Annotated in this window: 22 protein-coding genes and 6 pseudogenes; 12 read left to right on the forward strand and 16 right to left on the reverse strand. The window is 71.6% G+C overall.

The features are described from left to right. Positions 1–317: 317 nt before the first annotated feature. From HEP81_RS39770 to HEP81_RS39785, 4 genes are read right to left on the reverse strand one after another with little or no spacing between them, the layout of a single operon-like run. Positions 318–1,325 (reverse strand): Rieske (2Fe-2S) protein, encoded by a 1,008-nt coding sequence (locus tag HEP81_RS39770; RefSeq protein ID WP_037659254.1) that lies wholly within the window; start codon positions 1,323–1,325, stop codon positions 318–320. After that, a complete protein-coding gene (locus tag HEP81_RS39775) occupies positions 1,322–2,359 on the reverse strand; it encodes a phytoene/squalene synthase family protein (RefSeq protein ID WP_011113186.1) in 1,038 nt (345 codons plus the stop codon). Before HEP81_RS39775 ends, HEP81_RS39770 begins: the two co-directional genes overlap by 4 nt. Beyond that, positions 2,356–4,110 (reverse strand): phytoene desaturase, encoded by a 1,755-nt coding sequence (locus HEP81_RS39780; protein ID WP_220512524.1) that lies wholly within the window; start codon positions 4,108–4,110, stop codon positions 2,356–2,358. Before HEP81_RS39780 ends, HEP81_RS39775 begins: the two co-directional genes overlap by 4 nt. Before the next feature lie 8 nt (positions 4,111–4,118). Beyond that, entirely contained in the window at positions 4,119–5,438 is a 1,320-nt protein-coding gene (locus HEP81_RS39785; protein ID WP_037659257.1) for a polyprenyl synthetase family protein, read from the reverse strand. A 335-nt stretch (positions 5,439–5,773) separates the two neighbouring features. Here HEP81_RS39785 and HEP81_RS39790 point away from each other — a divergent pair, with 335 nt between their 5' ends. The 6 genes from HEP81_RS39790 (at position 5,774) to HEP81_RS39815 (ending at position 11,318) form a co-directional block, all read left to right on the forward strand. After that, complete coding sequence (locus tag HEP81_RS39790) at positions 5,774–7,009, forward strand: lycopene cyclase family protein (RefSeq protein ID WP_011113189.1); 1,236 nt, start codon at positions 5,774–5,776, stop codon at positions 7,007–7,009. Further along, entirely contained in the window at positions 7,006–7,194 is a 189-nt protein-coding gene (locus HEP81_RS39795; RefSeq protein WP_011113190.1) for a hypothetical protein, read from the forward strand. The genes HEP81_RS39790 and HEP81_RS39795 overlap by 4 nt, the downstream gene beginning before the upstream one ends. Next, on the forward strand, positions 7,191–8,738 hold the full coding sequence (locus tag HEP81_RS39800) for an FAD-dependent oxidoreductase (protein WP_243279860.1): 1,548 nt from the start codon (positions 7,191–7,193) through the stop codon (positions 8,736–8,738). Before HEP81_RS39795 ends, HEP81_RS39800 begins: the two co-directional genes overlap by 4 nt. A gap of 466 nt (positions 8,739–9,204) precedes the next feature. Then, positions 9,205–9,954 carry a hypothetical protein gene (locus HEP81_RS39805; RefSeq protein ID WP_157854509.1) on the forward strand — a complete coding sequence of 250 codons (750 nt, stop codon included), beginning with the start codon at positions 9,205–9,207 and terminating at the stop codon, positions 9,952–9,954. A 47-nt stretch (positions 9,955–10,001) separates the two neighbouring features. Next, a complete protein-coding gene (locus tag HEP81_RS39810; RefSeq protein ID WP_011113194.1) occupies positions 10,002–10,433 on the forward strand; it encodes an Rrf2 family transcriptional regulator in 432 nt (143 codons plus the stop codon). A gap of 135 nt (positions 10,434–10,568) precedes the next feature. Then, positions 10,569–11,318 carry a glucose 1-dehydrogenase gene (locus HEP81_RS39815; RefSeq protein WP_037659263.1) on the forward strand — a complete coding sequence of 250 codons (750 nt, stop codon included), beginning with the start codon at positions 10,569–10,571 and terminating at the stop codon, positions 11,316–11,318. Between the two features lie 347 nt (positions 11,319–11,665). On the opposite strand, the pseudogene HEP81_RS39820 reads toward HEP81_RS39815, so the two are convergent. Continuing rightward, a pseudogene (locus tag HEP81_RS39820) lies at positions 11,666–12,278 on the reverse strand (helix-turn-helix transcriptional regulator); the annotation flags it as partial. A gap of 12 nt (positions 12,279–12,290) precedes the next feature. Between HEP81_RS39820 and HEP81_RS39825 the strand changes: the two are divergent. Together HEP81_RS39825 and HEP81_RS39830 are read left to right on the forward strand one after the other, a co-directional pair. Next, positions 12,291–12,470 (forward strand): hypothetical protein, encoded by a 180-nt coding sequence (locus HEP81_RS39825; protein WP_037659266.1) that lies wholly within the window; start codon positions 12,291–12,293, stop codon positions 12,468–12,470. A 54-nt stretch (positions 12,471–12,524) separates the two neighbouring features. Beyond that, entirely contained in the window at positions 12,525–12,827 is a 303-nt protein-coding gene (locus HEP81_RS39830) for a hypothetical protein (RefSeq protein WP_037659268.1), read from the forward strand. Here the strand turns inward: HEP81_RS39830 and HEP81_RS39835 are convergent. Further along, positions 12,806–13,075 (reverse strand): hypothetical protein, encoded by a 270-nt coding sequence (locus HEP81_RS39835; RefSeq protein WP_037659269.1) that lies wholly within the window; start codon positions 13,073–13,075, stop codon positions 12,806–12,808. The two genes, HEP81_RS39830 and HEP81_RS39835, sit on opposite strands and share 22 nt — an antisense overlap. A 160-nt stretch (positions 13,076–13,235) precedes the next feature. Continuing rightward, a complete protein-coding gene (locus HEP81_RS39840; protein ID WP_011113197.1) occupies positions 13,236–14,222 on the reverse strand; it encodes a GlxA family transcriptional regulator in 987 nt (328 codons plus the stop codon). 130 nt (positions 14,223–14,352) lie between these two features. Here HEP81_RS39840 and HEP81_RS39845 point away from each other — a divergent pair, with 130 nt between their 5' ends. After that, the gene (locus HEP81_RS39845; RefSeq protein ID WP_037659270.1) at positions 14,353–15,294 is read left to right on the forward strand and encodes an alpha/beta hydrolase; all 942 of its coding nucleotides are present in this window, start codon (positions 14,353–14,355) and stop codon (positions 15,292–15,294) included. Positions 15,295–15,417: 123 nt separating this feature from the next. Here HEP81_RS39845 and HEP81_RS39850 read toward each other — a convergent pair. The 4 genes and pseudogenes from HEP81_RS39850 to HEP81_RS39865 form a co-directional block, all read right to left on the reverse strand. Then, a pseudogene (locus HEP81_RS39850) lies at positions 15,418–16,340 on the reverse strand (IS1380 family transposase); the annotation flags it as partial. Further along, positions 16,314–16,483, reverse strand: a pseudogene (locus HEP81_RS39855) (transposase); the annotation flags it as partial. The pseudogenes HEP81_RS39850 and HEP81_RS39855, both read right to left, overlap by 27 nt. A gap of 42 nt (positions 16,484–16,525) precedes the next feature. Then, positions 16,526–16,945, reverse strand: coding sequence for a hypothetical protein (locus HEP81_RS39860; RefSeq protein ID WP_037659274.1), 420 nt, complete (start codon positions 16,943–16,945; stop codon positions 16,526–16,528). Between the two features lie 64 nt (positions 16,946–17,009). Next, a complete protein-coding gene (locus HEP81_RS39865) occupies positions 17,010–17,300 on the reverse strand; it encodes a hypothetical protein (protein WP_182790337.1) in 291 nt (96 codons plus the stop codon). A 239-nt stretch (positions 17,301–17,539) separates the two neighbouring features. Between HEP81_RS39865 and HEP81_RS39870 the strand changes: the two genes are divergently transcribed. Then, entirely contained in the window at positions 17,540–17,845 is a 306-nt protein-coding gene (locus HEP81_RS39870) for a hypothetical protein (RefSeq protein ID WP_037664699.1), read from the forward strand. 295 nt (positions 17,846–18,140) lie between these two features. On the opposite strand, the pseudogene HEP81_RS39875 reads toward HEP81_RS39870, so the two are convergent. Continuing rightward, positions 18,141–18,446 (reverse strand): annotated as a pseudogene (locus HEP81_RS39875) (ATP-binding protein); the annotation flags it as partial. A gap of 51 nt (positions 18,447–18,497) precedes the next feature. Here HEP81_RS39875 and HEP81_RS39880 point away from each other — a divergent pair. Continuing rightward, positions 18,498–19,804 (forward strand): annotated as a pseudogene (locus tag HEP81_RS39880) (IS256 family transposase). Positions 19,805–19,864: 60 nt separating this feature from the next. On the opposite strand, the gene HEP81_RS39885 reads toward HEP81_RS39880, so the two are convergent. The 3 genes from HEP81_RS39885 to HEP81_RS39895 all read right to left on the reverse strand — a co-directional run bounded on the left by HEP81_RS39885 (position 19,865) and on the right by HEP81_RS39895 (position 22,781). Further along, positions 19,865–20,821 carry an IS481 family transposase gene (locus HEP81_RS39885; protein ID WP_037664405.1) on the reverse strand — a complete coding sequence of 319 codons (957 nt, stop codon included), beginning with the start codon at positions 20,819–20,821 and terminating at the stop codon, positions 19,865–19,867. Positions 20,822–21,287: 466 nt separating this feature from the next. Next, complete coding sequence (locus HEP81_RS39890; protein WP_037664407.1) at positions 21,288–21,530, reverse strand: hypothetical protein; 243 nt, start codon at positions 21,528–21,530, stop codon at positions 21,288–21,290. 750 nt (positions 21,531–22,280) lie between these two features. After that, on the reverse strand, positions 22,281–22,781 hold the full coding sequence (locus tag HEP81_RS39895; RefSeq protein ID WP_037664414.1) for a hypothetical protein: 501 nt from the start codon (positions 22,779–22,781) through the stop codon (positions 22,281–22,283). A 472-nt stretch (positions 22,782–23,253) separates the two neighbouring features. Between HEP81_RS39895 and HEP81_RS39900 the strand changes: the two genes are divergently transcribed. After that, complete coding sequence (locus tag HEP81_RS39900) at positions 23,254–23,805, forward strand: IS5 family transposase (protein ID WP_190276121.1); 552 nt, start codon at positions 23,254–23,256, stop codon at positions 23,803–23,805. A gap of 225 nt (positions 23,806–24,030) precedes the next feature. On the opposite strand, the pseudogene HEP81_RS39905 reads toward HEP81_RS39900, so the two are convergent. Next, positions 24,031–24,531: pseudogene (locus HEP81_RS39905) on the reverse strand (AraC family transcriptional regulator); the annotation flags it as partial. Positions 24,532–24,676 lie beyond the last annotated feature (145 nt).

Genomic DNA, 24,676 nt, shown 5'->3' on the forward strand with positions numbered 1-24,676 from the left:
CGGCCGCCCCTCCCCGCCCGCCGCACCGTGACGGCGGGACGCGCGGGTGAGGTTCCCCGGACCGGAGGCCGGGACGCATGGATCTGCCGGGAAGCCGGGACGCGTGGATCTGTTCGGCGAAGGCGGAACGGAACGACGGTCCCCCGGATGGCGACAGATTCACCGCGAGGCTCGCGGCGAGCGCGGCATGGCCCCTCGGCGCGCGACGGGCCCGGCCGGGCGTACGACCTCACCCCGCTCCTCCGCCGACGGGCCCAGGGTGTCCGGTGGCCGCGGGTGGTTGGACGGCCGCGCGAGCCACGGGCGCCGGGCGCCGCTCAGCCCGGGAACCGGCCGGTGGACCGCAGCAGCCAGCGCCGCTCGGCGTAGGCCAGGTCGTCCCGCCACAGACGCCCGGCCGCGGCCCGCATCAGTGGACGCAGCAGGGGCGCGGCCCGGCGGGCGGCGGTGAAACCCGGACGGTGCGAGGCGGCGACCACTGCCTCGATCACGGCGGTCCGGGGCCGGCCGGCCGCGTCCGCGCCGAGCGGGGTGGCATGGGTCTCCACGATGGAACCCGCGCCCTCGCCCTCGGTGATGTGCATGACGACCGTGCGGGGCTCGGGGGCGGTGAACACGGCGCGGACCGGCACCACCAGCCGGCCCGCCACCCTGAAGGACACGTCGACGGTCAGCGCGTCCGGCCCGTCGCCCGCCGCACCGGTCCGGTCCCCGGGCGCGTCGATCACCGTCAGGTCGACGAACGAGTACGGGTGGAACCAGGCCCCGTGCCAGGGATCGAGCCGGTTGGCCACCACGTCCTCGGGCTCGCAGACACCCACTGCCGTGTAGACGGCGTCCAGGGCGCCCGGACGCCCGGGACGCCGTGGTACGACGGGTGCGTCCAGGGGGTCCTCGCCGCCCACCTCGTCCAGGCGCACCCAGACCAGCACGCCGTCGTCGTGCACCGGCAGCGGCGCCCAGCCCGCGTACGGGCCGCCGTCCAGCGCCAGTCCGTGCCAGTGGCACACCAGTGTGCCGCACCGCACCGGACTGTCCCGCAGCGGCGCCCCCAGGTGCGGGCAGACACCCGGTCCGCCGACGAGGCGCCCGCCGGGCCCCCGCCACACCACCACCTCCTGCCCCGCCACCGTCCGCGCCAGCTTGCCGTCCCCCCGCAGGGCGCGGGAGGCGCCGACCACGAACCAGTTCCCGGACGGACGGGCCTGCGCCCGCTTCAGTGCCCCGGCGATCACGCCGGGCCGCGCCTCGCGCCAGGTGGGGCGCTGGCCCTCCCACGGCACTGCGTGGCGGCGAAGCGACAACGGAAGACGACGGCGGTTCACGCGACCTCCTCGGCGGAGCGGACGGCCGGCGCCGCCGCCGGCGGGAGAACGGCCGTGGACACGGCACGGACCGGCGCCGGCCCCTGGTGTCCGGCACCGAAGCGCTCGCGCAGCCGGGCCGCCGCCAATCGGACCAGCCCGTCGACGGCGACGACCGCTCTGCGCCGTCGCGGCACCACCGACCGCCGGTGCAGCACGGCCCAGCCGTCGCGGGCGACGGCGTCCAGGATGCCGCCGTACAGGACTGCCGCGGTGCGGATGCAGGGCCGGGACACCGGTTCGAGCAGTTCGACACCGGGCATCGCCGCCCGGTACACCCCGCGGGTCAGCTCCGCGAACTCCCTGAGCGCGGCGGTGATCCGGCGGTCCGGGCGGCCGGTCGCGCGGCTCAGGACCAGCAGCTCCCGGTCGACGCCGTGTCCGGCGAGCAGATCGGCGGGCAGGTAGACGCGCCCGCGGTCCAGGTCCTCACCGACGTCCCGCAGGAAGTTGCTCAGCTGGAAGGCGACGCCGAGCGCCGCTGCGTACGGTTCGGCCTCCTCCCGTGGCGCCACCGTGCCCAGCACCGGCAGCATCTGGAGCCCGATCACCGCGGCCGAGCCGTGCATGTACGCGCGCAGGTCCGCGTAGGTGGGGTAGGCCGTCACGGTCAGGTCGGAACGCATCGCCGTCATGAAGTCCCGGAAGTGGGCGTGGTCGATGGCGTAGCGGCGGGCGGTGTCGGCGAGGGCGTGCACCACGGGCTCCCCGCCGCCGCCCCGCCGCAGCCCTTCCTCCAGTTCCTCCTGGAGCCCGGCCAGCGCCCGCGCCCGCGCGTCGGCCCCGGTGCCGGGCGCGAGCGAGTCGACGATGTCGTCGGCCCAGCGGGCGAAGCCGTACAGGGCGTGCACGGCGGGCCTGCGTTCGACGGGCAGCAGCCGGGTGGCGAGGAAGTACGTCCTGCCGTGCCGCGCGTTGAGGGCGCGGCAGTGCCGGTAGGCCGCGCGCAGCGCCGGATCGGTGATCCCCGCCGCCTCCAGCTCTCGATCGCTCATCCTGTCCTGCCTTCGCTGTTTAGGGAGGCCGGGGGGTCTTGCGGTGTCCTGAGCCGTGCCGCGGGGGCCGGGTCATGCGGCGGGGGGAGCGGTGGCTCCTGTGCGGCGGGGGGCGGGCCGGGGGGTGTGTCGCGCGCTCGTGGTCCGGCCGCCTGCCCCGGTCCGCCGGGGCGGGACGCGGACGGGACCGGGGGGCCGGCGGGGGCCCGGTCACCGGTCCGGCCGGGCAGGGCGGCGCTCGCGGCGGGGCGCGAGGGGCGCGAGCGGGGGTTCCCGCGTGCGGGCGCTCCCGTGACGCGGGCCGCGGCCAGCTTCCCCGACAGCAGCACGGTCGGCACGCCCACGCCGGGCGTGGTGCCGCAGCCGGCCAGTACCGCGTTCTCGGTGCCGCGCACCAGGTTGCGCGGCCGGAACGGCCCGGTCTGCGCGAAGGTATGGGCCGCGGAGAAGGGTGTACCGGCGGCGTGCCCCTGGGCGTGCCAGTCGGCCGGGGTGACCAGGCACTCCTCCTCGACGGCGGCCGTGAGGCCCTCCAGACCGCGCCGCTCCAGTTCCCGCAGCAGCGCGTCCCGGTAGCGCGGGCCGAGGTCGGACCAGGCAGCCGCGTCCGGGCCGATGTCGGTGTTGGGGCAGGGGGCGAGGATGTAGTGCAGGTGGTGGCCCGGCGGCGCGAGCCCCGGATCGGTGGCGGTGGGGCGGGTCACGAGCAGCGAGGGGTCGCTCATGAGCCGTCCGCCGCGGGTCAGTTCGTCGAACGTGGCGTGCCACGCCGCGCCGAACGAGATCGTGTGGTGCGCGAGGCGGGGCCAGGTGCGGTCCGTGCCGACGTGCAGGACGACCGCGGAGGGCGAATGGCGCAGTCTCAGCGGCCGACGCGGCTCGCGGCCGAGCAACCGGTAGGTGACGGGCAGGTCGGGGGTGAGCACGACGGCGTCGCACGGAACGCGCCCCCCGTCGGTGACGACGGCCGTGACGCGCTCCCCGGACCGCTCCAGGCGGGTCACCCGCTGCCCGAACCGCAGATCGGCCCCGGCCGCCGCCGCGGCGTCCGCCATCGCCCGCGGCAGGGCATGCATGCCGCCCCGGGGGAAGTACACGCCCGCGACGGTGTCCATGTAGGCGATGACCGCGTAGGCCGCCAGCGCCCGAGCCGGCGGCACACCCGCGTACAGGGCCTGGAAGGAGAACACCCGGCGCAGCCGCTCGTCGTTCAGGAACCGGCCGATCCGCGCGTCCAGGCGGCCGAAGCCGCCGAGGGCGGCCAGCCGGGCGAGATCGGTGGTGAGCAGGCCCAGCGGCGAGTCGAAGTTGGCGTCGATGAAACGGCGCATCTGCGCCCGGTACAGCCGCTCCAGCCAGTCGCGCAGCCGCCGGTAGCCCGCCGCCTCGGCCGCCCCGGCGAACCGCTCCACCTCCGCGGCCATCGCGTCCGCGCCGGTGTGCACGTCGAGACTGCTGCCGTCCGCGAAGCACGCCCGGTAGGCCGGGTGCAGGGGGATCAGCTCGACCCGCTCGTACAGGCTGTCCCCGACGGCGGCGAACGCCTCGTCGGCGAGGTCGGGCATCGTCAGCACGGTGGGCCCCGTGTCGATCCGGTACCCGGCCACGTCCAGGCGTCCGGCCCGGCCGCCGGGCAGTTCCTCGCGCTCGACGACGGTGACCCGGCGGCCGGCGCCCAGCAGGTGCAACGCCGCCGACAGTCCGGCGAGTCCCGCGCCGACGACCACGACGTGGTCCGTGGGCCCGGGCATGGTGCGGGTCACAGGCCGCTCTCCGCGCCGTCCCGGGGAAGGGGCGCGTACCGGCCCCGCGAGGCGGCTTCTAGGCCGGGGAGCACCCCGGCCGCTGCGAGCAGCAGAGCCCGCAACGGCGCCGCGCCTTCCGGGTCGAGCAGGGCGCCGTCGAAGTGCCGCAGCCCCTGCGCGGCGAGCCGGTCCAGCTTGGTCTCCACGGTGGCGCGCGCGCCCGTCGCCACGAGCACCTCCCGCACCTCGTCCAGTCCGCGCTCGGTGAGGGCCGTGTCACCGAGCCACCGGTCCAGCACGGCGAGGGCGGTGCCGTCGCCGGCGGCCTCGGCCCGGGCGCGGGCGACCGCGACCAGATAGGTCGACTTGCCCTCCCGGATGTCGCCGCCGCTCGCCTTGCCCGTCTCCAGCGGATCCCCGAAGACGTCGTCCAGGTCGTCGCGGAGCTGGAACGCCATCCCGGCACAGCGTCCGGCGTCGCACAGCCGGCGCAGCGTCACATCGTCCGCGCCGGCCACGGCCGCCCCCAGGGCCAGGGGCCGCTCGACCGAGTACAGGGCGCTCTTCAGGCAGGCGGCGCGCAGCGCGCGGGCCAGGCTCCGTGCCGCTGTGGCCTGACCGTGCAGGTCCAGGTACTGGCCCGCCACCATCTCCGTGCGCATGTCGCTCCACAGCCGGCGCACCACCACGGCCTTCCACACTGCCAGCGGCGTCTCCGCCACCAGATCGTCGGCCCAGGCCAGAGCCAGGTCCCCGGCGAGAACCGCTGCCGACTGCCCGAACCGCCGGGCCCGCTCGGGGCCCACCCGGTCCTCGTGGCCCGAGGCCAGCTCCGTGTGCAGCGTGGGCCGTCCCCGTCGCAGCGTGGCCCGGTCCATCACATCGTCGTGGACGAGCGCGCACGTCTGGAGCAGTTCCAGGGCGGCGCCGATTTGCAGGGCCGCGGCCGCGACGGCCGCGTCCCGGCCGGCGCAGGCCCGCGAGGCCCACCACGCCAACTGTGCGCGGGTGCGCTTTCCACCCTCAAGGGTGAACCGCGTCATCCGTTCGGCCACGTCCCGTGCGAACAGTGGATCCGCCGTCCGCGCGCGGCGCAGGCGCTCCGCCAGTGCCTCGTCGAGCACCCGGCCGACGGCGCCCGGCACGTCGGCGTCGATCAGCCGCACCTCGGCGGGACCGGCCGGAAACGGGCCGCCCGCCGTGGAGCACGCCTCGGCCTTTCCCTGCCCCGCGCCGTCGCCGGCCACCGGGCCGCGCGGGAGCTGGGCCACCGTTGCCGCGACCGGCCGCGGCGGCGAGGCCACAGGGTGGTCCTTCGCGTGGGTGGGACGCATCCCGGTTCCTTCCGTCGTGTCCGTGTCCGTCGATTTGACGTACGGAGTTCGTCGTCTGTCGTACGGTTCCGTCGTTTGTCGTACGGACTGCTTCGGTCCCGGCGGCGTGAACGGATGCGCGGCGCCCTCGGCGTCCGCCCCCTCCACCGTGCGGTGTCCGGCGCTCGTCCGCAGGCCGCCGGGGGGTGCCCTGCATCCGTCCGGGTACGCCGTCCGGAAGACCACCCCGGGGCCACACGGGCATCCTGTCCACGGCGGCCCGTCACCGTCCCGGGCAGCCGCCGCCGCGACCGGCGTCCGGACCGGATCGGAGAACACCGACGAAAGGAGACGCCGTGCCGGAGGCGAACGTGGTCGTCGTGGGCGCGGGCGCGGCCGGGCTGTCGCTGGCCCACCGGCTCGCCGAGAGCGTTCCCGGCCTGCGGACGCCGTCCGTGGTCCTGGTGGACGCGCCGCCGGGCCCGCTGCGTCCACCACCGCGGACCTGGTGCTACTGGACGGCGGAACCCGGACGGTTCGACGCGGCGGTGCGGGCCGAATGGCAGCGGCTGAGGGTGCGCCCGCGCACCGGCGCTCCGGTCGAAGGGAACACCGGCCCGCTGCGGTACCGCATGATCCGCTCCGACGACTTCGAACGCCTCGTCTCCCACGACCTGGCCCGCAGCCCCACCGTGCGGCGCCTCGAAGCGACCGTCGAGGCGGTCGAGGACGTACCCGGCGGGGCGCACGTCCGGCTGAGGGACGCGCACGGCCGAACACGGGTGCTGAGCGCCCGCTGGGTGTTCGACTCACGCCCTCCCGGCAGCCTCCCGGCCGCCCGCACCACCCTGCTCCAGCACTTCCACGGCTGGTTCGTACGCACCGCCCGGCCCGTCTTCGACCCGGCCGCCGTCGAGCTGATGGACTTCCGCACCCCCCAGCCCGCCCACGGCCTGTCCTTCGGCTACGTCCTGCCCACCAGCCCCTGCGAGGCCCTCGTGGAGTACACCGAGTTCTCCGCGCACCCCCTCACCCCGGACGGATACGAGGCGGCCGTCCGCCACTACGTGGACGACGTCCTGCGGCTCGGCGAACGCCAGGTACTGGCCCGCGAGACCGGCGTCATCACGATGACCGACGCGCCGGTCCCGCGGCAGACCGGCGCCTCCGTCTTCCGCATCGGCGCCGCCGGCGGAGCGACCCGCCCCGCCACCGGCTACACCTTCGCCGGGCTGCAACGCCAGACCAGGGCCGTCGCAGACGCCCTGCGCCGCGGACGTCACCCGGCGCCCCCCGCCGCCCACCCGCTGCGCTCGCGCCTCATGGACGCCGTCCTGCTGCGCGCCCTGGACAGTGGACGTGTGGACGGCCCGGAACTGTTCAGCCGCCTCTTCGCCCGCGTGCCCATGGCACGACTGCTGCGCTTCCTCGACGGAGACACCCGCCCGCACGAGGACCTGTCCATCGGCCTGCGCACGCCGGTCGGGCCGATGCTGCGATCCGCCCTGGAGCTGCCCCGCCTGCCCCGCCGCCCCTTCGATCTGCCCACGGCTCCCGCCACCGGGCACCTCCCCCCGACGGAGACCGCATGAACCCGCCGCGCGACGAGCACCTCGCCGCCGCTGACGACCACGCCTCCCGCTTCCACGACGGCACGCACCGGACCCGCGCCCTGCCCCGGCCGGAGCGGCGGACGGGCACCGCCCGCACCGCGGTCACCCACCCGGCCCACGACCAGGTCACCCACAGGCCGCACGAGCGGAGGGAGAACGCATGAGGGCGGCACGCCAGGGCCCAGCGCGCCGGGGGCGCGACCGCCGGGCCCGGATGCTGCCCGCCCCGCCCGGTGCCGCCCGGGTCGCGGGAAACCCGCCGTCGGTGGCGGTGATTGGCGGGGGCATCGCCGGCCTGGCCGCCGCCACCGCCCTCGCCGAGCGCGGTGTGGCCGTCACCCTGTACGAGAAGCGGCCCTACCTCGGCGGTCGGGTCGGCGGCTGGCCCACCCAGCTGAGCGACGGTACCCCGGTGACCATGAGCCGCGGCTTCCACGCCTTCTTCCGCCAGTACTACAACCTGCGCGGGCTGCTGCGCCGGACCGACCCCGGCCTTCAGCGGCTCACCGGCCTCCCGGACTACCCGCTGCGCCACGCCGGCGGCCTCCACGACAGTTTCCGGCACGTCCCGCGCACCCCGCCGCTCAGCGCGCTCGGCTTCGTGGCGCTCAGCCCCTCCTTCCGGCTCCCGGACCTGCGCGCTATGAACCCCATGGCGGCCCTGCCCCTGCTGGACGTGCGGGTGCCCGAGGTGTACGACCGGCTGGACGGCACCAGCGCCCAGGCCCTCCTGGACGCCGTACGCTTCCCCGAGAGCGCCCGCCACCTGGCCTTCGAGGTGTTCTCCCGCAGCTTCTTCGCCGACCCGAGGGAACTGTCGGCGGCCGAGATGGCGCTGATGTTCCACATCTACTTCCTCGGCTCCGCCGAAGGGCTGCTGTTCGACGTGCCCCGCGCCCCCTTCCCGGCCGCCCTGTGGGATCCGCTCGCCGGCTACCTGACCCGGCACCACGCGGACGTGCGCATCGGCACCTCTGTCGAGCACGTCGCAACCGCCCGGGGCGGGGCTCTGGTGGTCGCCTCCGAGCGGGACGAACGTCCCTACGACGGAGTCGTCCTCGCCCTGGACAGCGCGGGCCTGCGCACGCTGGTCGAACGCTGCGGGCAACTGGGCGACGCGGCCTGGCGCGAACGGATCGGACGGCTGCGCACGGCCCCGCCCTTCCTGGTGACCCGGCTGTGGCTGGACCGGCCCGTCGCGCCCGACCGGCCCGGCTTCCTCGGCACCAGTGGCTTCGGCGGCCTCGACAACATCAGCGTGCTGGAACGCTACGAGGACCAGGCCGCCCGCTGGAGCGCGCGCACCGGGGGATCGGTCGTCGAACTGCACGCCTACGCCGTACCGGCCGGAGCCGCCCGGGACGTCGAGCAGAAGCGCCTCCTCGGCCAGCTCCACCGCGTCTACCCGGAGACTCGCACGGCCACGGTCCTCGACAGCCGCCACGAATGGCATGAGGACTGCCCCCTGTTCCCGGTGGGCGGCTACCGCGACCGCCCCACCGTCCGCACCCCCCACCCCCGGCTGGTCCTGGCCGGCGACCAGGTCCGTACCGGCCTGCCCGTGGCGCTCATGGAGCGGGCGGCGACGAGCGGCTTCCTCGCGGCCAACGCCCTGCTGCGGCGGTGGGGAGTGCGGGGGCAGACGCTGTGGACGGTCCCGGACCGCGGGCGCAGCGCCATCCTGAGACTCCTGGCCGCACGGTGCTGAGGGGATATGTCCTGCACGTTCAACGCGCTGAGGCCCAACCACAGCGGCTCTCGGATGACCGGTACCGGCGGCATCAAGACGTGCGTCGGCGCCCCGGCGGCCTGCAACAGCGAGTCCGACCTGGTGTTCTACAGAGGTCGAGCCGGCCGCGGTAGGCGGGCGGGGCGACCTCGGCGACTTCTCGCGCATGTGGATGACGGCGGCGACGTCCCGCCAGTCCCAGTGCGCGTTACCGCTGCGGTCCTCGACGGCGGCGGCAACCTGCGTGAACCACCCCGGTGACCCGAGCGTGGGCTGGCGCACCATGACGATCGGCACCCTTGTGAGTTCCGGCGGTCAAGTGGGAAGCGGCGACGCGGAGAGCCCCGTCTTGTTCGTCTCCTGCACGTAGTGGGAAGTTGGAGGGCCTGCAGCGCTCGCTCCGGCTGCGGGCCCTCCCGCAGGTTCCCCGGGAAAGGATCCGAGCATGTCTTCGTCCCCTGACGCGGTGTGGCGGCGCTGCGCCCATCCCGGTCGTGTCGTGCTGCCCCTGATCGACCAGGAGCCGGGGCAGCAGGCCAGCCGCCACGACAATCTGCGGACGTGGGGTATCGACCCGGGGGTCGGCGAGCGACTGCTTGAGACCTTCGCGGCCCTGGCCGCGCACGCGGCCCTGAGCGACGCCGCCTCACCCGCGGCAGGAATCGACGCGGTGCCCCTCAGCGCCGTCGCCTCGGCGGTAACCGGCAAGCGCGACATCGAGTTACTCGCCGGCCTTCCGGAGCGCTTCACCGACGACCGGGACCAACAGGCCGTCAGCCTCTTCCGCCTCTACGCCTATAAAGGCGGCTCCTTCAGCCGCATGCTCTTTCAGCTGAGCCGCGAACTGCGCCATCCCTCACCGTGCTCGCAGACCGATCACCCACGCCATCCCCGACGTGCGCAGACCTCATGCGCCAGGCCGACGACGCCGGTCGTCTGCCTGACTGACCAGCACGAGCCTGGAGGCGGGGGTGCCTGCCCCCGGTCGCTGACGGTGCGGGGCCGGAGCAGGGCCAGGCCGTGCCCGAGCCGAGGCCGGACGGCGGGTGGTTCTCGCGTTTTCGCAGTTGACGCGGCGGGATCCAGCGGAGCCGGAGAGCTGATCGGGGGGCGAAACTCCGCAGGCGGGGCGCGAGCCGATGAGACCGCGGACGGTGCCGGCGGGGCTCTGCCAGTGTCGTCGGCGCTCACTTGACCCCATCCGATGTAACAATTACTGTTACGTCCAGGGAGGTGGTCATCGTGGCGGGCAACAGCCAGCTCACCGTGGCGGCGCACGCGCTGGCGTGGATCGAACTGCACCGCAGGATCGGGGACGGAACGGCGACCTCCGAAGGGGTCGCGGGCAGCGTCAACACCAACCCCGTCGTGATCCGGCGGCTACTCGGGCGGATGCGCGATGCTGGATTGGTGCACTCGCGACGAGGAGCCGACGCGGGATGGGTACTTGCCAGACCGCTGGAGGACATCACCTTGCGGGACGTCTACGAGGCGATCGAGCCCTCACCGCTGTTTGCCATGCACCGCTCGGACCCCAACCTCGGCTGTCCGGTCGGTTCCGGTATCCAGCCCGCGATGCGTCCGGTATACGCCCGTGTCGAGGAAGCCGTTCGCGCTGAGTTGGCCCGGGTCACGTTGGCCGAGGTCCTGCGGGACGTCCTGGCGTCGCGGTAACCATCGAATCGCTTCGCGCAAACCCTGGAGGCCGGCTCAGCACGCTGCCGGTGCCCCTCCTGTGCAGGGCTCTGCCGGGTGGCGCCGTCATTCTGGGCCGGCCCCGACCCTCTTTATAGAACTGGAGTTCTAACCATGGGGCAGCTTGACGGAAAGACCGCCGTGGTAACCGGTGGCAACAGTGGCATCGGACTGGCCAGCGCCAAGCGCTTCGCCGCCGAGGGCGCGCATGTATTCATCACCGGGCGACGGCAGGAGGCACTGGACGCCGCACTCGCCGAGATCGGCCCGAACGCCACCGCTGTCCGCAGCGACATCTCCGATCCGGCCGACATCGACCGGCTCTGGGCCGCCGTCGCCGACCAGGGGCGGCGGGTGGACGTCCTGTTCGCCAACGCGGGCGGCGGTGAGTTCTCTACCCTGGAGCAAGTCACCGAGCAGCACTTCGACACCACCTTCGACACCAATGTGCGGGGCACCCTCTTCACTGTCCAGAAGGCGTTGCCGCTGCTGAACGACGGTGCCTCGGTGATCCTCACCGGCTCCACCGCCGCGACCTCCGGTGGCGAGGCGTTCGGCGTCTACGCCGCGTCCAAAGCCGCCATCCGTTCGTTCTCCCGTACCTGGGCCAACGAGCTCAGGCACCGAGAGATCCGTGTCAACACCCTCGTCCCCGGCCCCATCGAGACACCCGGGAACGCCGGCCTCGCCCCCGATGCGGACGAGGCGACCAAGCTGTGGGGCTTCTTCGCGAGCCAGGTGCCCCTGGGCCGCATGGGCCGCCCCGATGAGGCAGCCGCCGCGGCGCTCTTCCTTGCCAGCGACCAGAGCAGCTTCATCACCGGTACGGAACTCTTCGTCGACGGCGGCCTCAACCAAATCTGAAGCGGGCCTCGGGCCACGAGGCGCCAGCCGGACAGGAGGTGCTCTCGCCCCTGGTCAGCGAGTTGCACCCGACCGCGGTCGGTACGCACGTACGGTTTGGCCCACCCGAGTCGGCGGTGGGACGACGGGCGAGCCGTCAATAGAATGACACGGGCTCCTGACACGGCACTGCCGTGTTAAAGACCGGGCGAGGTTGCCGGTTCGCGCGAAGGGAGTCGGCGGGCGCGGCGGCCGCAGTCTCCGCCGCCCCGGCTCCCAGCCGTGATCGCCGCCATGCCGCGCCTGCGCCCGGGAGGGTAAACGCGCTGAGGAGCAGGGCCAGGGCCTGCGCCTCAGCGCGTTCAGCGTCACGGTGACCAGCACGGCCCCGAGCTGCTGAATGCGATGCCGGGCCGGGGTGTGCCGGCCGGCTGCGTGGGTGGGCTCGTCGCAGTGCGCCGATACGCGCTGGGGCTGATGCCGCGGGTTCGTTTGAACGCCGCGCTGAACGCGAACGCGTCGGAGTAGCCCACGGCGCGGGCGAGTCCGCCGCGAGCGTCATACGCCAGCGGGTGAGATAGGTCAGCGGCGGTTCGCCAACCAGGTCGGTGAACCGCTTCGCCAGCGTGGCCCGCGACACCCCGGCCCGGCTAGCAAGCGAGGCAACCGGCGCTGCCGGTTCCTCGTGCAGCAGGCGAAGCGCGCCGCCCACCACCGGGTCGCGCCCGGCGGAGTACCGTCGGGCCGGTCGAAGTACTCGCGCAGCGCGCACACCAGCATCCAGTCCAGCAGCCGGTCGAGGACGACCTGCTGCCCCGGCCTGTCGGCGGCGACCTCGGCTGCGAGGTGGTCCCACACAGGGTCGGGCCCGCCGCCGGATCCCACGCGCAGTACGACGGGCAGCGCGTCCAGCAGCCTGCGACTGATCTCGCCGCGCACCGGATAGGCACCGACGACCAGGGTCGTCGTGCCGTCCCAACCGGTACCGGCGTCGTGTTAACCGACGACCGCTGGCAGGAGACGATGCGGTCCTCGTGGCCTGGCGAGCGGGACCGGCTGTGCGGGCCGTGCGCGAGGGAGGCCGCCGACCGGGCGGAGGAAGCCGAACGCGCGGCGGCCGAAGTGCCGGCGGTGAAGCCGCGCAGCCGCTTCGGCATCGGGCGCCGCCGGTAGCCGGCGGCCTCGGAGGCCGGGGTGCTTGTCGGTGGCGGCTGCGAGGCTGGCCGGATGAACGCCGATGACGAGCAGCTGCTGCGCGGCCGGGTGTACGGCTGTGACCTCGACGACGCCCACCCCGGCCCGCTGCCGCACCAGACGTACGCCGCGCTGGTCGGCGGTCCGCTGGACGGACTGCTGCTCGACATCACCGTCTGGTGGCCGGAGGAGGTAGATGACGGCGCGGCCCTGATGACCGAGCTGGGGCGGTGGCCCGGCGGCCGGGCGCTGTACGATCCGCGCCCCGACGACCCGCGCCCATCGAGAGGCCCGGGTGTGGTGTGCCGCTTCTACTACTCCGGCGACACGCCCTGACCCCGGCCGCCGGCCCCGGCGCCCGGCCTGCCCTCGGTCAGATGGCTGGCGGTGTTCTCGATCCACAGCAGCGCCCACTCGACACCGGAGCGCCACCCAGGCTCCGCGCTGTCGTACCGGCCCTCGGCATCGGCGCGGATGTTGGCCGCGAGGGCCCGCAGGTCCTTCTGCAATCCCTGCCGCTTGGCCCTGCCCCTGACGCCCTGCCGGCGCTCGCCCTGCACCGGGCCGCAGGCCGCCCGGCCCACGGCCGGCTCTCAGAGTAGGGACGCGACACGGGCGGGGCAGACCGCTGGGGTCATTCCTGAGGCGCCGCATGGGAGGCGTCGCATCCGCCGTCTCTTGCCAACCCGCGCGGCGGCACGTGTCGCACGAGGTGGCAGGCATGGAGGCCGGCGAGGCACGGTCCTACTGCGTATGCGTGGCGGGGGAGCGGAACGCCCTGCGGTAGGCGGTGGGGGTGGTGTTCAGAGCGTTGCGCATGTGTTTGCGCAGGTTTGTCCCGCTGCCGAGGCCGGCTTTGGTGGCGATGTCGTCCACGGGCAGTTCGGTGGATTCCAGCAGGTGGCGCGCGTGCTTCAGGCGGGCGGAGGTGAGCCAGGCGGCGGGGGAGAGCCCGGTCTCCTGCCGGAACCGCCGGGTGAACGTCCGCACGCTCATGTGGCACTGCGCCGCGAGGTCCTTGAGGGAGAGCCGCCGGTCGAGGTGCTGCGTCATCAGCGCCCGTGCGTCGGCTGTCGAGATCCCCGCGTCCTCGCGGACCGGGTGCTCGATGTACTGAGCCTGCCCGCCTTCCCGCATCGGCGCGACGACGTTGTACCGGGCCACGCGGTTCGCCACGGAACTGCCATGATCCTCCCGGATCAGGTGCAGGCACAGATCGATGGCCGCCGCACCGCCCGCCGAGGTCAGAATCCCGCGATCGGCGACGTACAACGGGTTGGTGTCGAGATCGACCGTGGGGAAGAGCCGCCTGAATTGCTGGGCATAACGCCAGTGGGTCGCGGCCCGGCCGCCGTCCAGCAGGCCGGCCGCCGCGAGGACGAACGAGCCGGTGCACAAGGACACCAGCCGGGCGCGCTGCCGGGCCGCACGCAACGCCTCCGCGACACCGGCGTCCACCGCTCCCTTCTCCACCACGTCCGGGCAGCGGGTCCCCGCGACGATCACCGTGTCGGCGTGCTCCAGCAGGGACAGGTCGCCCTGGGGCGTGACGCCGTACCCGTTCACCGTCGGCACCGGCGAGCCGTCCGGGGACAGGGTGCGTACCTCGTAGGCCGCCTGTCCCGCCCGGGTCTCGACCCCGGCCAGCATCTGGGCCGGGATGCTGAGGTCGAAGGCCACCACCGGCGCGAGGGCGAGAACGGCCACATGATGAGGTGTCGCAACGGTCATGGCCCAATAGTTGCAAATGGTGGCCCCAGGGCCACTTCTGCGCCGCTGGAGATCGGCAGAGACTGAGGTCAGTTCCGCACACCAGCACCGGGCACGACCCGGTCCGCACCCGGAAGGTGGCCATCCAGCCATGCCCGTCCCCGCAGTCGACCCCGAGATCCGGACCCTGCTGGAGACCGCCGACACCGGTATCTTCCCCGTCTACGGCCTCGACGCCGTCCTCGCCGACCCCCAGCGCTACGCACTCCTGCGCGCCTACCCCGACACCCCCGCCGACGACCAGGTCACGGTGCTGGACCTGCACATCCCCGGCCCCGCAGGAGGAGACCTGCGGCTGCGCGTCTACCGGCCCGACACCACCGAAGTCCTGCCCGTGATCCTCTACATCCACGGCGGCGCCTTCACCTACGGATCCCCCGAGGCCGAGGAGGGACGCTCCCTGCGCTACGCCCGCGACGCCCGGGCCGTCGTCGTATCCGTCGACTACCGCCTCGCCCCCGAACACCCCTACCCCGCCGCGGCCGACGACGCCTACGCCGCCCTGCTCTGGATCGCCGCCAACCCAGCCGAACTCGGCGGCGACCGGGCACGCATCGCCGTGGCCGGTGGCAGCGCCGGCGGCAACATCGCCGCCTCCACCGTGCTGCGCGCCCGCGACCAGGCGGGCCCGCACATCCTCTTCCAGCTGCTGACCTACCCGGGCGTGGACGGCAGCCTGATCTCCGCATCGGTGCGCGAGTTCACCGACACCCCCGTCCTCAACCGGGGTGCGATGGAACTGGCCTGGCAGTACTACGCCAAGGACACCCACCCCCACCCCTACGCCTCCCCGATCCGCGCCACGGACCTTGGCGCACTGCCGCCCACCTACATCGCCGTGGCGGAGATCGACCCACTGCGCGACGAGGGCCGCGACTACGCCGCACGCCTGTCCGCCGCCGGCGTCACCACCGAACTCGTCCAAGTACCCGGCGCTGTCCACGGCTTCGACATCCTCTTCCCCTCCGCCCGCATCAGCGAACGCAGCCTGGCCGACCAAGTACGCGCCCTACACGACGCCCTGCACCCCTGATCTGCGGGTTTCAGGCCCCGAGCTGATCAGCCTGGGCTGGGTCGTCACCGCCCGGTCAGCGGCGTGGGACCCAGCCGGTACGCGCTGGCGTGGCGACGCGAGGCCGGACAGCGCCCGCTGGTCCAGCCCCTTCGGCCAGCCGGTCAGGCAGCCACCGGCGAGTTCGGCCACCCAGGCGCCGTCGCGTATGTCGCTGTCGGGTTCCACGGCCGGCGTCCAGGCCGAGGCCGGCACCTTCAATACGGCCTGGTGGATGGCGTCGGTGATGGTCATCCCGACCGAGTACGACAGCCACCTCCCACGCCGGGCGAGCCAGGCGACGAACTCGTGGTGCCGCCGCCGGAATCGGTACGGATCAAGGTCTGCCGGCCGCGCCGCAACCGCTTGGGCAGCTGGGCCAGGGCCAGGGCCAGCTTGGTGGCCTCAATGTGGTCGGCGGCGGTGTTGGAACCCGCATTGCCAGGCCGCCGCAGACCCACGACCGGCTCACCGGACCCGCCCCGGCCATGGTCGACGAACCCCATCAGCGGGTGGTGCCCGAACGTCTTCTTCCAGGTCGCGGCGGCGTCCTGCTTCTCGGAGTGCGCCAGGACGAGGACGCCGTCGATGTCCACGATCACCTGGCCGCCCGCGTCCGGCGCCGCATCACCGGCCAAATTCCAGACGTGTTCACGAACTTCGGCCCGGGCCATGCGGAGCGCGGCCAGAACCCGCTTCCCTCCTGCGGCCAGTCGGCCGATCAGGCGAGAGACTGTCGGATCGGAGGCCACCGGCCCGAACACGGCCGGCTCCGCCCGCAGCATGCCCGCATCGGCCAGGCAGTCCCCGCCAAGCGCTACGGCGAGCGCGACATCCAGCAAGATCTTGCCCGGATCGTGCACCGCCCGGGCCTTCCGCCACGGCTCAAGTGCCGCCGATATCGCCGTATCCAGACCGGACTTGCGGACCGTCTTGACCAGCAGCACCGCACCGGCCTGCGAAACCACTCCGCGACCGCCGCCCTCGACGCGGACACGCGGATTCCAGGTGCAGCCCGACGTGGCCACGAAGACGATCGCGGCCAGCACCTCGCGGTCCCCTCGCCGGCGATGCCCTCCCCCTTGCGGGCGAACCGGTGCCGGCGGCACCACCCGCTGGAACAACGTCCACAACTCTTCCGGCGCCATCGCTCGACAAGCGCAGCAGTCATCACCCCAGACTGCCGCAAGATCACGCCAACTGGAATGACGTCTTATCGAGCCTTGTCATCGGCCTCCATGCGAGCCAGTCGCGCGTCGAGGACCGCATACTCGGTTTCCTGGATGACGGCCAACGCGAATTCGACGGCGGCGGCCGCGTCCGCCTCCGCCCTGTCGGCCTCGTGCGCAGCGCGAGCGGCGCTGTGTTCGCGCTTGCGGGTCTCGATGTCGCTGCTCACCTTGGCCGTGTGGTTGCGCCAGTTCTGCTGCATCTCGGCCCACCACTGCGAGATCTTCGCTTCGGCGTCGCGCGCCGACTCTTGGAGTTCGGCGGCTTGTGCCTGGGCGTCTTCGCGGGCCCTGTCGACCTCGGCTTGCAACTGCTCGCGGTTCTTGGTTGCGGCCTGGGACACGTGATCTTCGGCAGCCTTGGCCCGCTCGGCGAGGGTAGCGAGGGTGTCTGACACGGCCATCGTGCTGTCTCCCTCCTGGGATGATCGCTTGTTCTCGTCAGAGGATGTGGCTCACTGCTGGAACTCAGTCCCAGTAACCGCCGCCCCAGCCCCAGCCGCCGTCATCTCCCCAGCCCCCGTGGCCCCAGCCACCGCCGTACCCCCAGCCCCCGTAGCCCCAGCCGTCGTCGCCCCACCCCCAGCCGCCGTCTCCCCCGCCTCCGCCGCCGTGGTGGTAGGAGACAACGCTCTGGGGTGCAGCGGTGGGGGTGGTGGTAGCTGCGTGGGCGGCTCCGGCCCCGGCCGTGATGGCCAGGATCGGTACCGAGCAAATCACGATGGCCACTCTCTTGATCCGGGTGCTTTGCGCGCGCATGATGCGCCCCTTAGGGTGCTTGGATTTCCGGAAAACTCCGCGGGCCGTCCGCCCGCGCTCAGAGACTGCGCGTAGGGCGCCGCCCGTCGCACGCGACGACGTCGCGGTCTTGCGGCGGGCGGTCACTTCCTGCAGATTGCGGGCGTAGGCCCGGCTGGCAGGGCGACCTGCGGCTCCTTCTACCGCAGGCCGCGCTCTGTCAATGTGGGGCCGAATCAGTCTCCGTAGTCGCCACCGCCGTGGTCACCACCACCGTGGTCGCCACCGCCGTAGTCGCCGCCACCGTGGTCACCACCGCCACCGTGGTCACCACCGCCACCATGGTCACCACCGCCACCGTGGTCGCTGTGGTACCCGACGGAGACCTGGGGAGCGTGAGCCGGAGCGGATGCGACCGCGGTCCCGGCCGCGCCGATCGCGGCACCGCCGGCCACGAGAACGCCTGCCGCCGAAACGGCGACCAGGTGCTTCAGGCGTCGTGCTCGCATGATCGATACACTTCCAATTCCTTGATCGAGGCGCACGCTGTCAGGCGCGTGCATTGACCGCGGCCTGTCACGGCTTTCGCTTCGCCATGTACGCGTGGAACATCTGTCGCGGCTCCACATGCCCGCAGGCCGAGCCTCGCGGACCGCGCTGCGACGGCCGCGTGCTGGGAGGGAATCTGCCGGATCGCGTATGCGCCTCCGTGCCAACCCCTCATGCACCCCACGCTAGTCACCGCATGGGTGATCGCATCTTGGGCGCAGCACTCGGATTGACACAGGTCATCTCGCAGCCCCCTGTGTCCAGGTACTCGTCCGAGTGCACCACCGAGTACGAAGTTATGTGCACCACTGATTAAGCCACGTCGGTGTCCCGTTCGATGGCCTGGAGGCGGTTCTTGAGCCGGTAGCTGTTGCCGTTGATCGAGACGACTTCGCAGTGGTGCAGGAGGCGGTCGAGGATCGCGGTGGCCAGGACCTCGTCGCCGAAGACCTGGCCCCACTCACCGAAGGTCTTGTTCGAGGTCAGGATGATCGAGCCCTTCTCGTAACGCTTGGAGATCACCTGGAAGACGAGGTTCGCCTCGGCCCGTTCCAGCGGCTGGTAACCCACCTCGTCGACCACCAGGACGCTGGGCCGCAGGTAGCTGGTGAGCTTGCTGATGGGACTGTAAATCGTTCGGTGTAACTCCCGATCATGGAGTATGCATCGATGACCAGTGAGAACGTGGCTGGGCAGGAGACTGTCGATTCGGCAGCGGCTGTGTCGGCGAAGGCCGTGGACGACCAGCTGATCGACGAACTGGTGAGCCGGGTTCAGGCCGAGGGCCTGTAGCTGACCGGTGAGGGCGGGCTGTTGCAGCAGCTGACCACGCGGCTGCTGGAGTCCGCCCTGGAGGGCGAGATCACCGACCACCTCGGCTATGCAAGGCACGATCCGGCGGGCAAGAACGGGGGCAATTCGCGCAACGGCACACGCTCCAAGACCGTGCTGACCGACGTGGGGCCGGTGGAGATCGTCGTGCCCCTGCGACCGGGACGGCTCCTTCGAGCCGAAGATCGTCAAATAGCGGCAGAAGCGCCTGACCGGGGTCGACGAGATGGTGATCTCGCTGGCCGCGAAGGGCCTGACCACCGGCGAGGTGCAGGCCCACCTGGCCGAGGTCTACGGCGCTGACGTTTCCCGCCGGACCATCTCCACCATCACCGACAAGGTGCTCGAGAGCATGACCGAGTGGCAGAGCAGGCCCCTCGACACCGTCTATCCGGTCGTCTTCATCGACGCCATCCACGTGAAGATCCGCGACGGCGCGGTCGCCAACCGGCCGATCTATGTGGCCCTGGCCGTCACTGCCGAGGGCCGGCGGGAGATCCTGGGCCTGCGGGCCGGCGACGGCGGCGAGGGCGCCAAGCACTGGTTGCACATCCTCACCGAGATCAAGAACCGCGGCGTGAACGACGTCCTCATGCTGGTCTGCGACGGGCTCAAGGGCCTGCCCGAGGCGGTGGAGACCGTCTGGCCCCGGACCGTCGTGCAGACCTGCGTGGTGCATCTGCTGCGGAACTCCTTCCGCTATGCCGCCCGCCAGGACTGGGACAAGATCGCCAAGCTTCTGAAATCGCCAAGCTTCTGAAGCCGGTCTACACGGCGCCGACCGAGGAGGCTGCCCTGGAGCGGTTCGCCGAGTTCGCCGACGCCTGGGGCCGGAAGTATCCGGCGATCGTGAAGCTGTGAGAGCCTGGGAAGAGTTCACCCCCTTCCTGCGGTTCGACACGGAGATCCGCCGCATCGTCTGCACCACCAACGCGATCGAGTCGGTGAACGCGCGGATCCGCCGGGCGGTCAAGGCCCGTGGACACTTCCCCAACGAGCAGGCCGCCCTGAAGTGCGTCTACATGGCGATCACGTCCCTCGACCCCACGGGCAAGGGCCAGGCCCGCTGGACCATGCGCTGGAAGACCGCGCTGAACGCCTTCGACATCACCTTCGACGGCCGCCTGTCGGCAGCCCGTCAGTAGCCCCAACTACCCTAGTTAAACCGCTCGTTTGACAGACCCACGGCAAGCACCGTTGCAGTACTAGTTGTATTGACCCGGAGCGTTGTTCACGCGGCTGATTGGTGGCTTGCCTCCGAGTGCGGTGTGGCAGCGGTGGTGGTTGTAGGTGTGCAGGAAGTCTGCCAGGGCCTCGGTGCGTTCGGTGTTGCTGGTGTAGGGACGTAGGTGGGCCGATTCGTCGAGCAGGGTGCGGTTGAAGCGTTCGACCTTGTCGTTGGTCTGTGGCCGGTAGGCGCGGGTGAGCTTGCCGGCCGCGCCGAGATCGGCCAGCGCCTGCCGCCAGGCGAAGCTTTTGCGGTAGGGCCAGGCGTTGTCGGTCAGGACCCGCTCGATGCGGTCGATCCCCGACGCGACGAAGAAAGCGGCGGCCCGGCGGAGGAACGCTGCGCAGGTGTCGGCCTTCTCGTCCGGGTGGATCTCGCTGTAGGCCAGGCGGGAATGGTCGTCGACAGCGGAGTGGACATAGTCGAAGCCCACGTTGCTGCGTCGGGCCCGGCCGGCCTGGCGGCCCAGCACCTTGTGGCCGCCGCCGTCGGGGATGCGGCCGAGCTTCTTGACGTCCACGTGGATCAGCTCGCCGGGCCGGTCGCGTTCGTAGCGGCGGATGACCTGGCCGGTCGGCCGGTCCAGGTGGGCCAGCCGGTTCAGGCCGTGACGTGTCAGGATCCGGTGGGTGGTCGAGGCGGGCAGGCCCAGGACCGGGCCGAGGCGGGCCGGTCCGAGTTTGCGTATCTGTCGCTGCTGACACGCCTGAGCCTCCACCGTCGGCGCAGTGCGGTGCGGTGTCGTCAGGGGGCGGCTGGAACGGTCGTGCAGGCCGGCCTCGCCCTCCGTCCGCCAGCGGCGTATCCACTTGTGGGCGGTCGTGCGGGAGATGCCCATCTCGGTCGCAACATGCGCGACAGGGCGGCCTGCGCCGACACGCTCGACGAGCAGTCGCCTGCCGTGAACGGTCAGCCGGGCATTACGGTGGGACACGAAGACCTCCGTGCGGTGCAGTCCTAGACAGCTTCACCACACCGGAGGTCTTCGCCATGATCAAGCCCGACCAGTGTCAACAATGCTCGTGATCAATACACCTAGTACTGCAACGGTGTTGCGGTGGCTGATGGCCAGGTCGGTCGTTGGTGTGGTTGTGGGTGGCTCCCGCACCGTCGAGAGAGGTTTGGAGCCTCAACTCCCCGCTGAGTCAACCTAGTTGGTTGGCCCTGTCTCACTCGGCCTGCCCGGCGCCCTGGTCACGTGGGCCATGATGCTCATCGACTCGCGTGGCGGCCGTCCGCTGCACATCCGTCGGCACTGCTCATGTCTACGTCACGGACGTTGCCGACCTCCTCGCCGACCGGCCCGAACTCGGCTTCGTCCGTCCTCCTGGGCGGGAGCTTTCCTGAACGCTCAGTAGTCGGGGATCTCGCCTGTCCCGTCGGGACGTGTCAAGAGAGGGTCAGTTGGAGTAGTAGGGGGTCAACTCCCAGGAGTTGCCGCCTTCGTCCTCCATGCAGGCGAAGCCCACGATCGTCCCGTGGGCCTGCAGGGCGTTGCCCCAGTTGGTGCACTCCTGGAGGGGGCCCTTGCCCGGGATGTCCGCGCCCTGCCACACCGACGCCTGAGCCATGCCGGTGGCAATGCCGGAGAACGCCAGGACGCCGGCACCGACGATTGCAGCCTTCTTGAGGTTCTTGCGCATTCTTCGCTCCAATTCTGTCTGTGGGCACGTGCGCCGAATAGGCACATGGCCGCTGAGCAGGGGCCACGAGCTACCACGCGACCCGCCTCGCGCCCGGCACGGTCACGTTTCCGCGACCGCACAACACGCCGGTGCGCTACGGGGGTTACCCGAGGCATCTGCAGTTGATCACACCGGAACCCGCCGGCCCCAGGAGCCACAAGGGCTTGTTACACACCCCTGACAAGCTGCGGGAGTACAACACCGCAGGCATGGGGCTGCGTTACCGGAGCCGTGGCATGCGTACGCTCCCGTGCTCGCGGTCGGTGATGGCGGGGCACATTTCCTCGTGCCCCGCCATCACCTTCGTATGAACCGCCACGCCCACCGCGACGATGCCCAGAAGCCGCACCCGGTGCGCGAGAACGGCCAGCAGGCGCACCGCCCGCAGGAGCCCGGACCGCACCACGGGCATCCGATGCTGTGCATCGCACCGGCGATGCCGCGCATCCTCTCCACTCGGTGGACTCCACCCAGTGGAGTCCACCGAGTGGAGAGTGGGCGACATTGTGCGGGAGTCCTATGTCCCTGCACGGCACCGGTGACAGATGAACTGCATCGGACCTCCGCCAACTTGAAATCGCAGGTCAAAGGGCTGGCGTGGCCGGTTGTCGGGGCGCTCATGCTGGTCGTCGGCGGCAGTCTGCGAAGTAGATCGTCCGTCAGTTTGTGTTGCTGGCGCCAACGGCTCGGAGCGGGTGATCTCCGTGCTTACTGCGGCAGGTCGGCCTGGTCCGCCTGGCGGAAGATGTCTCCGCATGTGGGGGCGGGCACCGCCTCGCGGGCGGCAAGGACGGTCAGCGTGTGGCGTACTTCCGTGCTCAGCCGAAGGAGCTGGAGACTGGTTTGACCGCCTTTGTATGCGTACAGGCGGAAGACCTTGACCGCGATGTCGTCGCGTTCGTCGGCGAAGGTGTCGGGGAGCCCGGCGAGTAGTTCGAAGTCTTGCTTGCTGGTGGCTGCGCCGGCCACGGCGCTGAGGGGCAGGGTCTTCAACTCTGATGCGGGCAAAAAAGTGTCCACTGCGACGGCGTGGGCGGCTAAGGCCGCGAAGATTTCAATGAGTCGTTCCCCGACCGACACTTCAATGTCCCAGGAGTGAAGCCGCTCTCGGCGGTGATCTTGACGCCATGGCTCCTTGTCCACCAGTGGCAGCAGGACGCGTCCCAGATACGCGCAGCGACGCCACAGCGTGTCGTGGTCCGAGGCCATGATCGATCCTCTCTGCAGCAGTTGGAGAGCTTGCCGCCTGAGTGGCGCAGGCCCTCCAACGTCCCACTACACGCAGGCCGGGTACAGGACGGGGCTGGACGTTGCCTCACTGGCTGTTCTCTTTCCGCTCGGGTGGTCAGTCGGGTTCGAACAGGGGCCTGGTTCGGGTGAGTCTGCCGGTGCGGACGCAAAGAAGAAGGGCCTCTTGGTAGCACGCGGATGTCGAGTCCAGCGAGGAGCAAGAGGCCCTGTTGTCGAAGTGTCGCGTGGTCATGGTTGCCGGGTCCAGTCCGGCCACTCCTGGGTGTGACTGTCTCGCCCACAGGTTCGGGAACGCGGCCGACCGGCCGGAGCGCCGGCCCCGGTACGGCTCGGACATGAGCGATGACGAGTGGGCCCTGGTGCGGGATCTGCTGCCGGTTCCGGGATGGCCGGCCGGGGCGGGCGGCCCGAGGGCTACTGCCACCGACAGATGATCGACGCGATCCGCTACCTCGTCGACAACGGCATCAAGTGGCGCGCTATGCCCTCGGACTTCCCACCCTGGCCACGGGTGTACGTCTTCTTCGCCCGCTGGCGGGACACGGGGCTGATCGCCGAGCTGCACGACCGGCTACGCGGTTCCGTCCGCAGGGCTGAGGGCCGTGATGAGGAGCCGAGTGCGGCGGTCATCGACTCGCAGTCGGTGAAGGCAGATGCCACCGTCGCCTTCACCTCGCGGGGCTTCGACGCCGGGAGGAAGATCAATGGACGCAGGCGGCACCTGCTCACCGACACCCTCGGACTGCTGCTGTCCGTGCGGGTCACGCCGGCGTCCGCGACCGACCGGGACGCCGCCCGGACCCTGCTGCCGGCGGCGACGGGCTGCTTCCGGCGGCTGTCACGGGTCTGGGCCGACGGCGGCTACACCGGCCACCTCGTCGACTGGGCCACCGCGCACCTCGGTCTCGTCCCGGACGTCGTCCGTCGCAGTGACGACGTCCAGGCTTTCAAAGTCCGGTCCGCGGACATCCCGACCGGTTGACGGCCGCGGACATGAGCCGCCTCCGCCTTTGCCGACCGCCTCGCTGCCGACCTGCACGTGACGGCTGCCTTCGCGCGCGTTCTGCACGAGAGGCCGGACGACCCGCATGCCGCGCCGCCTCCTGAGACATCGGCACCAAAGACCGGCACCGGCGGAACAGCGGGTTCGTTCGCATCGAGCGAACCCTGGTGGAAGAAGCCGCCGAGGACTCTGAGCCGGTCGCCCTCACTCGGCGGCCACCGTCGCCTGCGACGCGCCCGGGCGCATGCCTGTCGCTGTGCGGAAGAACACCGAGAAGTTGGATGCGTCGGGGAAACCGAGTACGTCGGCGCAGCGGGCGGCGGTCAGGCGGGCGTGTGCGAGGAGCCGTTTGGCCTCCAGGACGATCCGTTCGACGATGTACGCCTTCGCGGTGCGGCCGGTGGCCTGCTGCACCGCTCGTGAGAGGGTGCGGGGCGCGTATCCCAGCGCACGGGCGTAGTAGCCGGCGTCGTGGTGCTGCCGGGAGTGCGCTTCGACGCTGGAGCGGAACAATCGGAACGCCTGAGGGGTGAGCCGTGCTTCGGCGTACACCGGGTGCGGCCGGGTGATGAGTGCGGAGAGCAGGATTTCGGGCAGCTGTGTCCGGGAGTCACTGGGCGGGGCGGATGCTTCGAGGAGGAGATGGCTGCGCGCCGTGTCGACGAAGGGCCAGTCGGCGTCGGGGATGCTCCAGTGCGCGAGGGGCACCGCCGCCCGACGAAGCGCTGGAAGGCACCCTTGAACGCCTTCCAGATCGCCTTCGAAGGACGCTCCCCCCACCACCAGCAACTGACTCAACAACCAAGATCAGCCCTTGATCGGACAGAGTTTCCGACGGTGGCGGGCCGTA

The organism is Streptomyces griseofuscus (genome assembly GCF_014673495.1).
In the GTDB taxonomy this organism is placed as follows: Bacteria; Actinomycetota; Actinomycetes; order Streptomycetales; family Streptomycetaceae; genus Streptomyces; species Streptomyces murinus.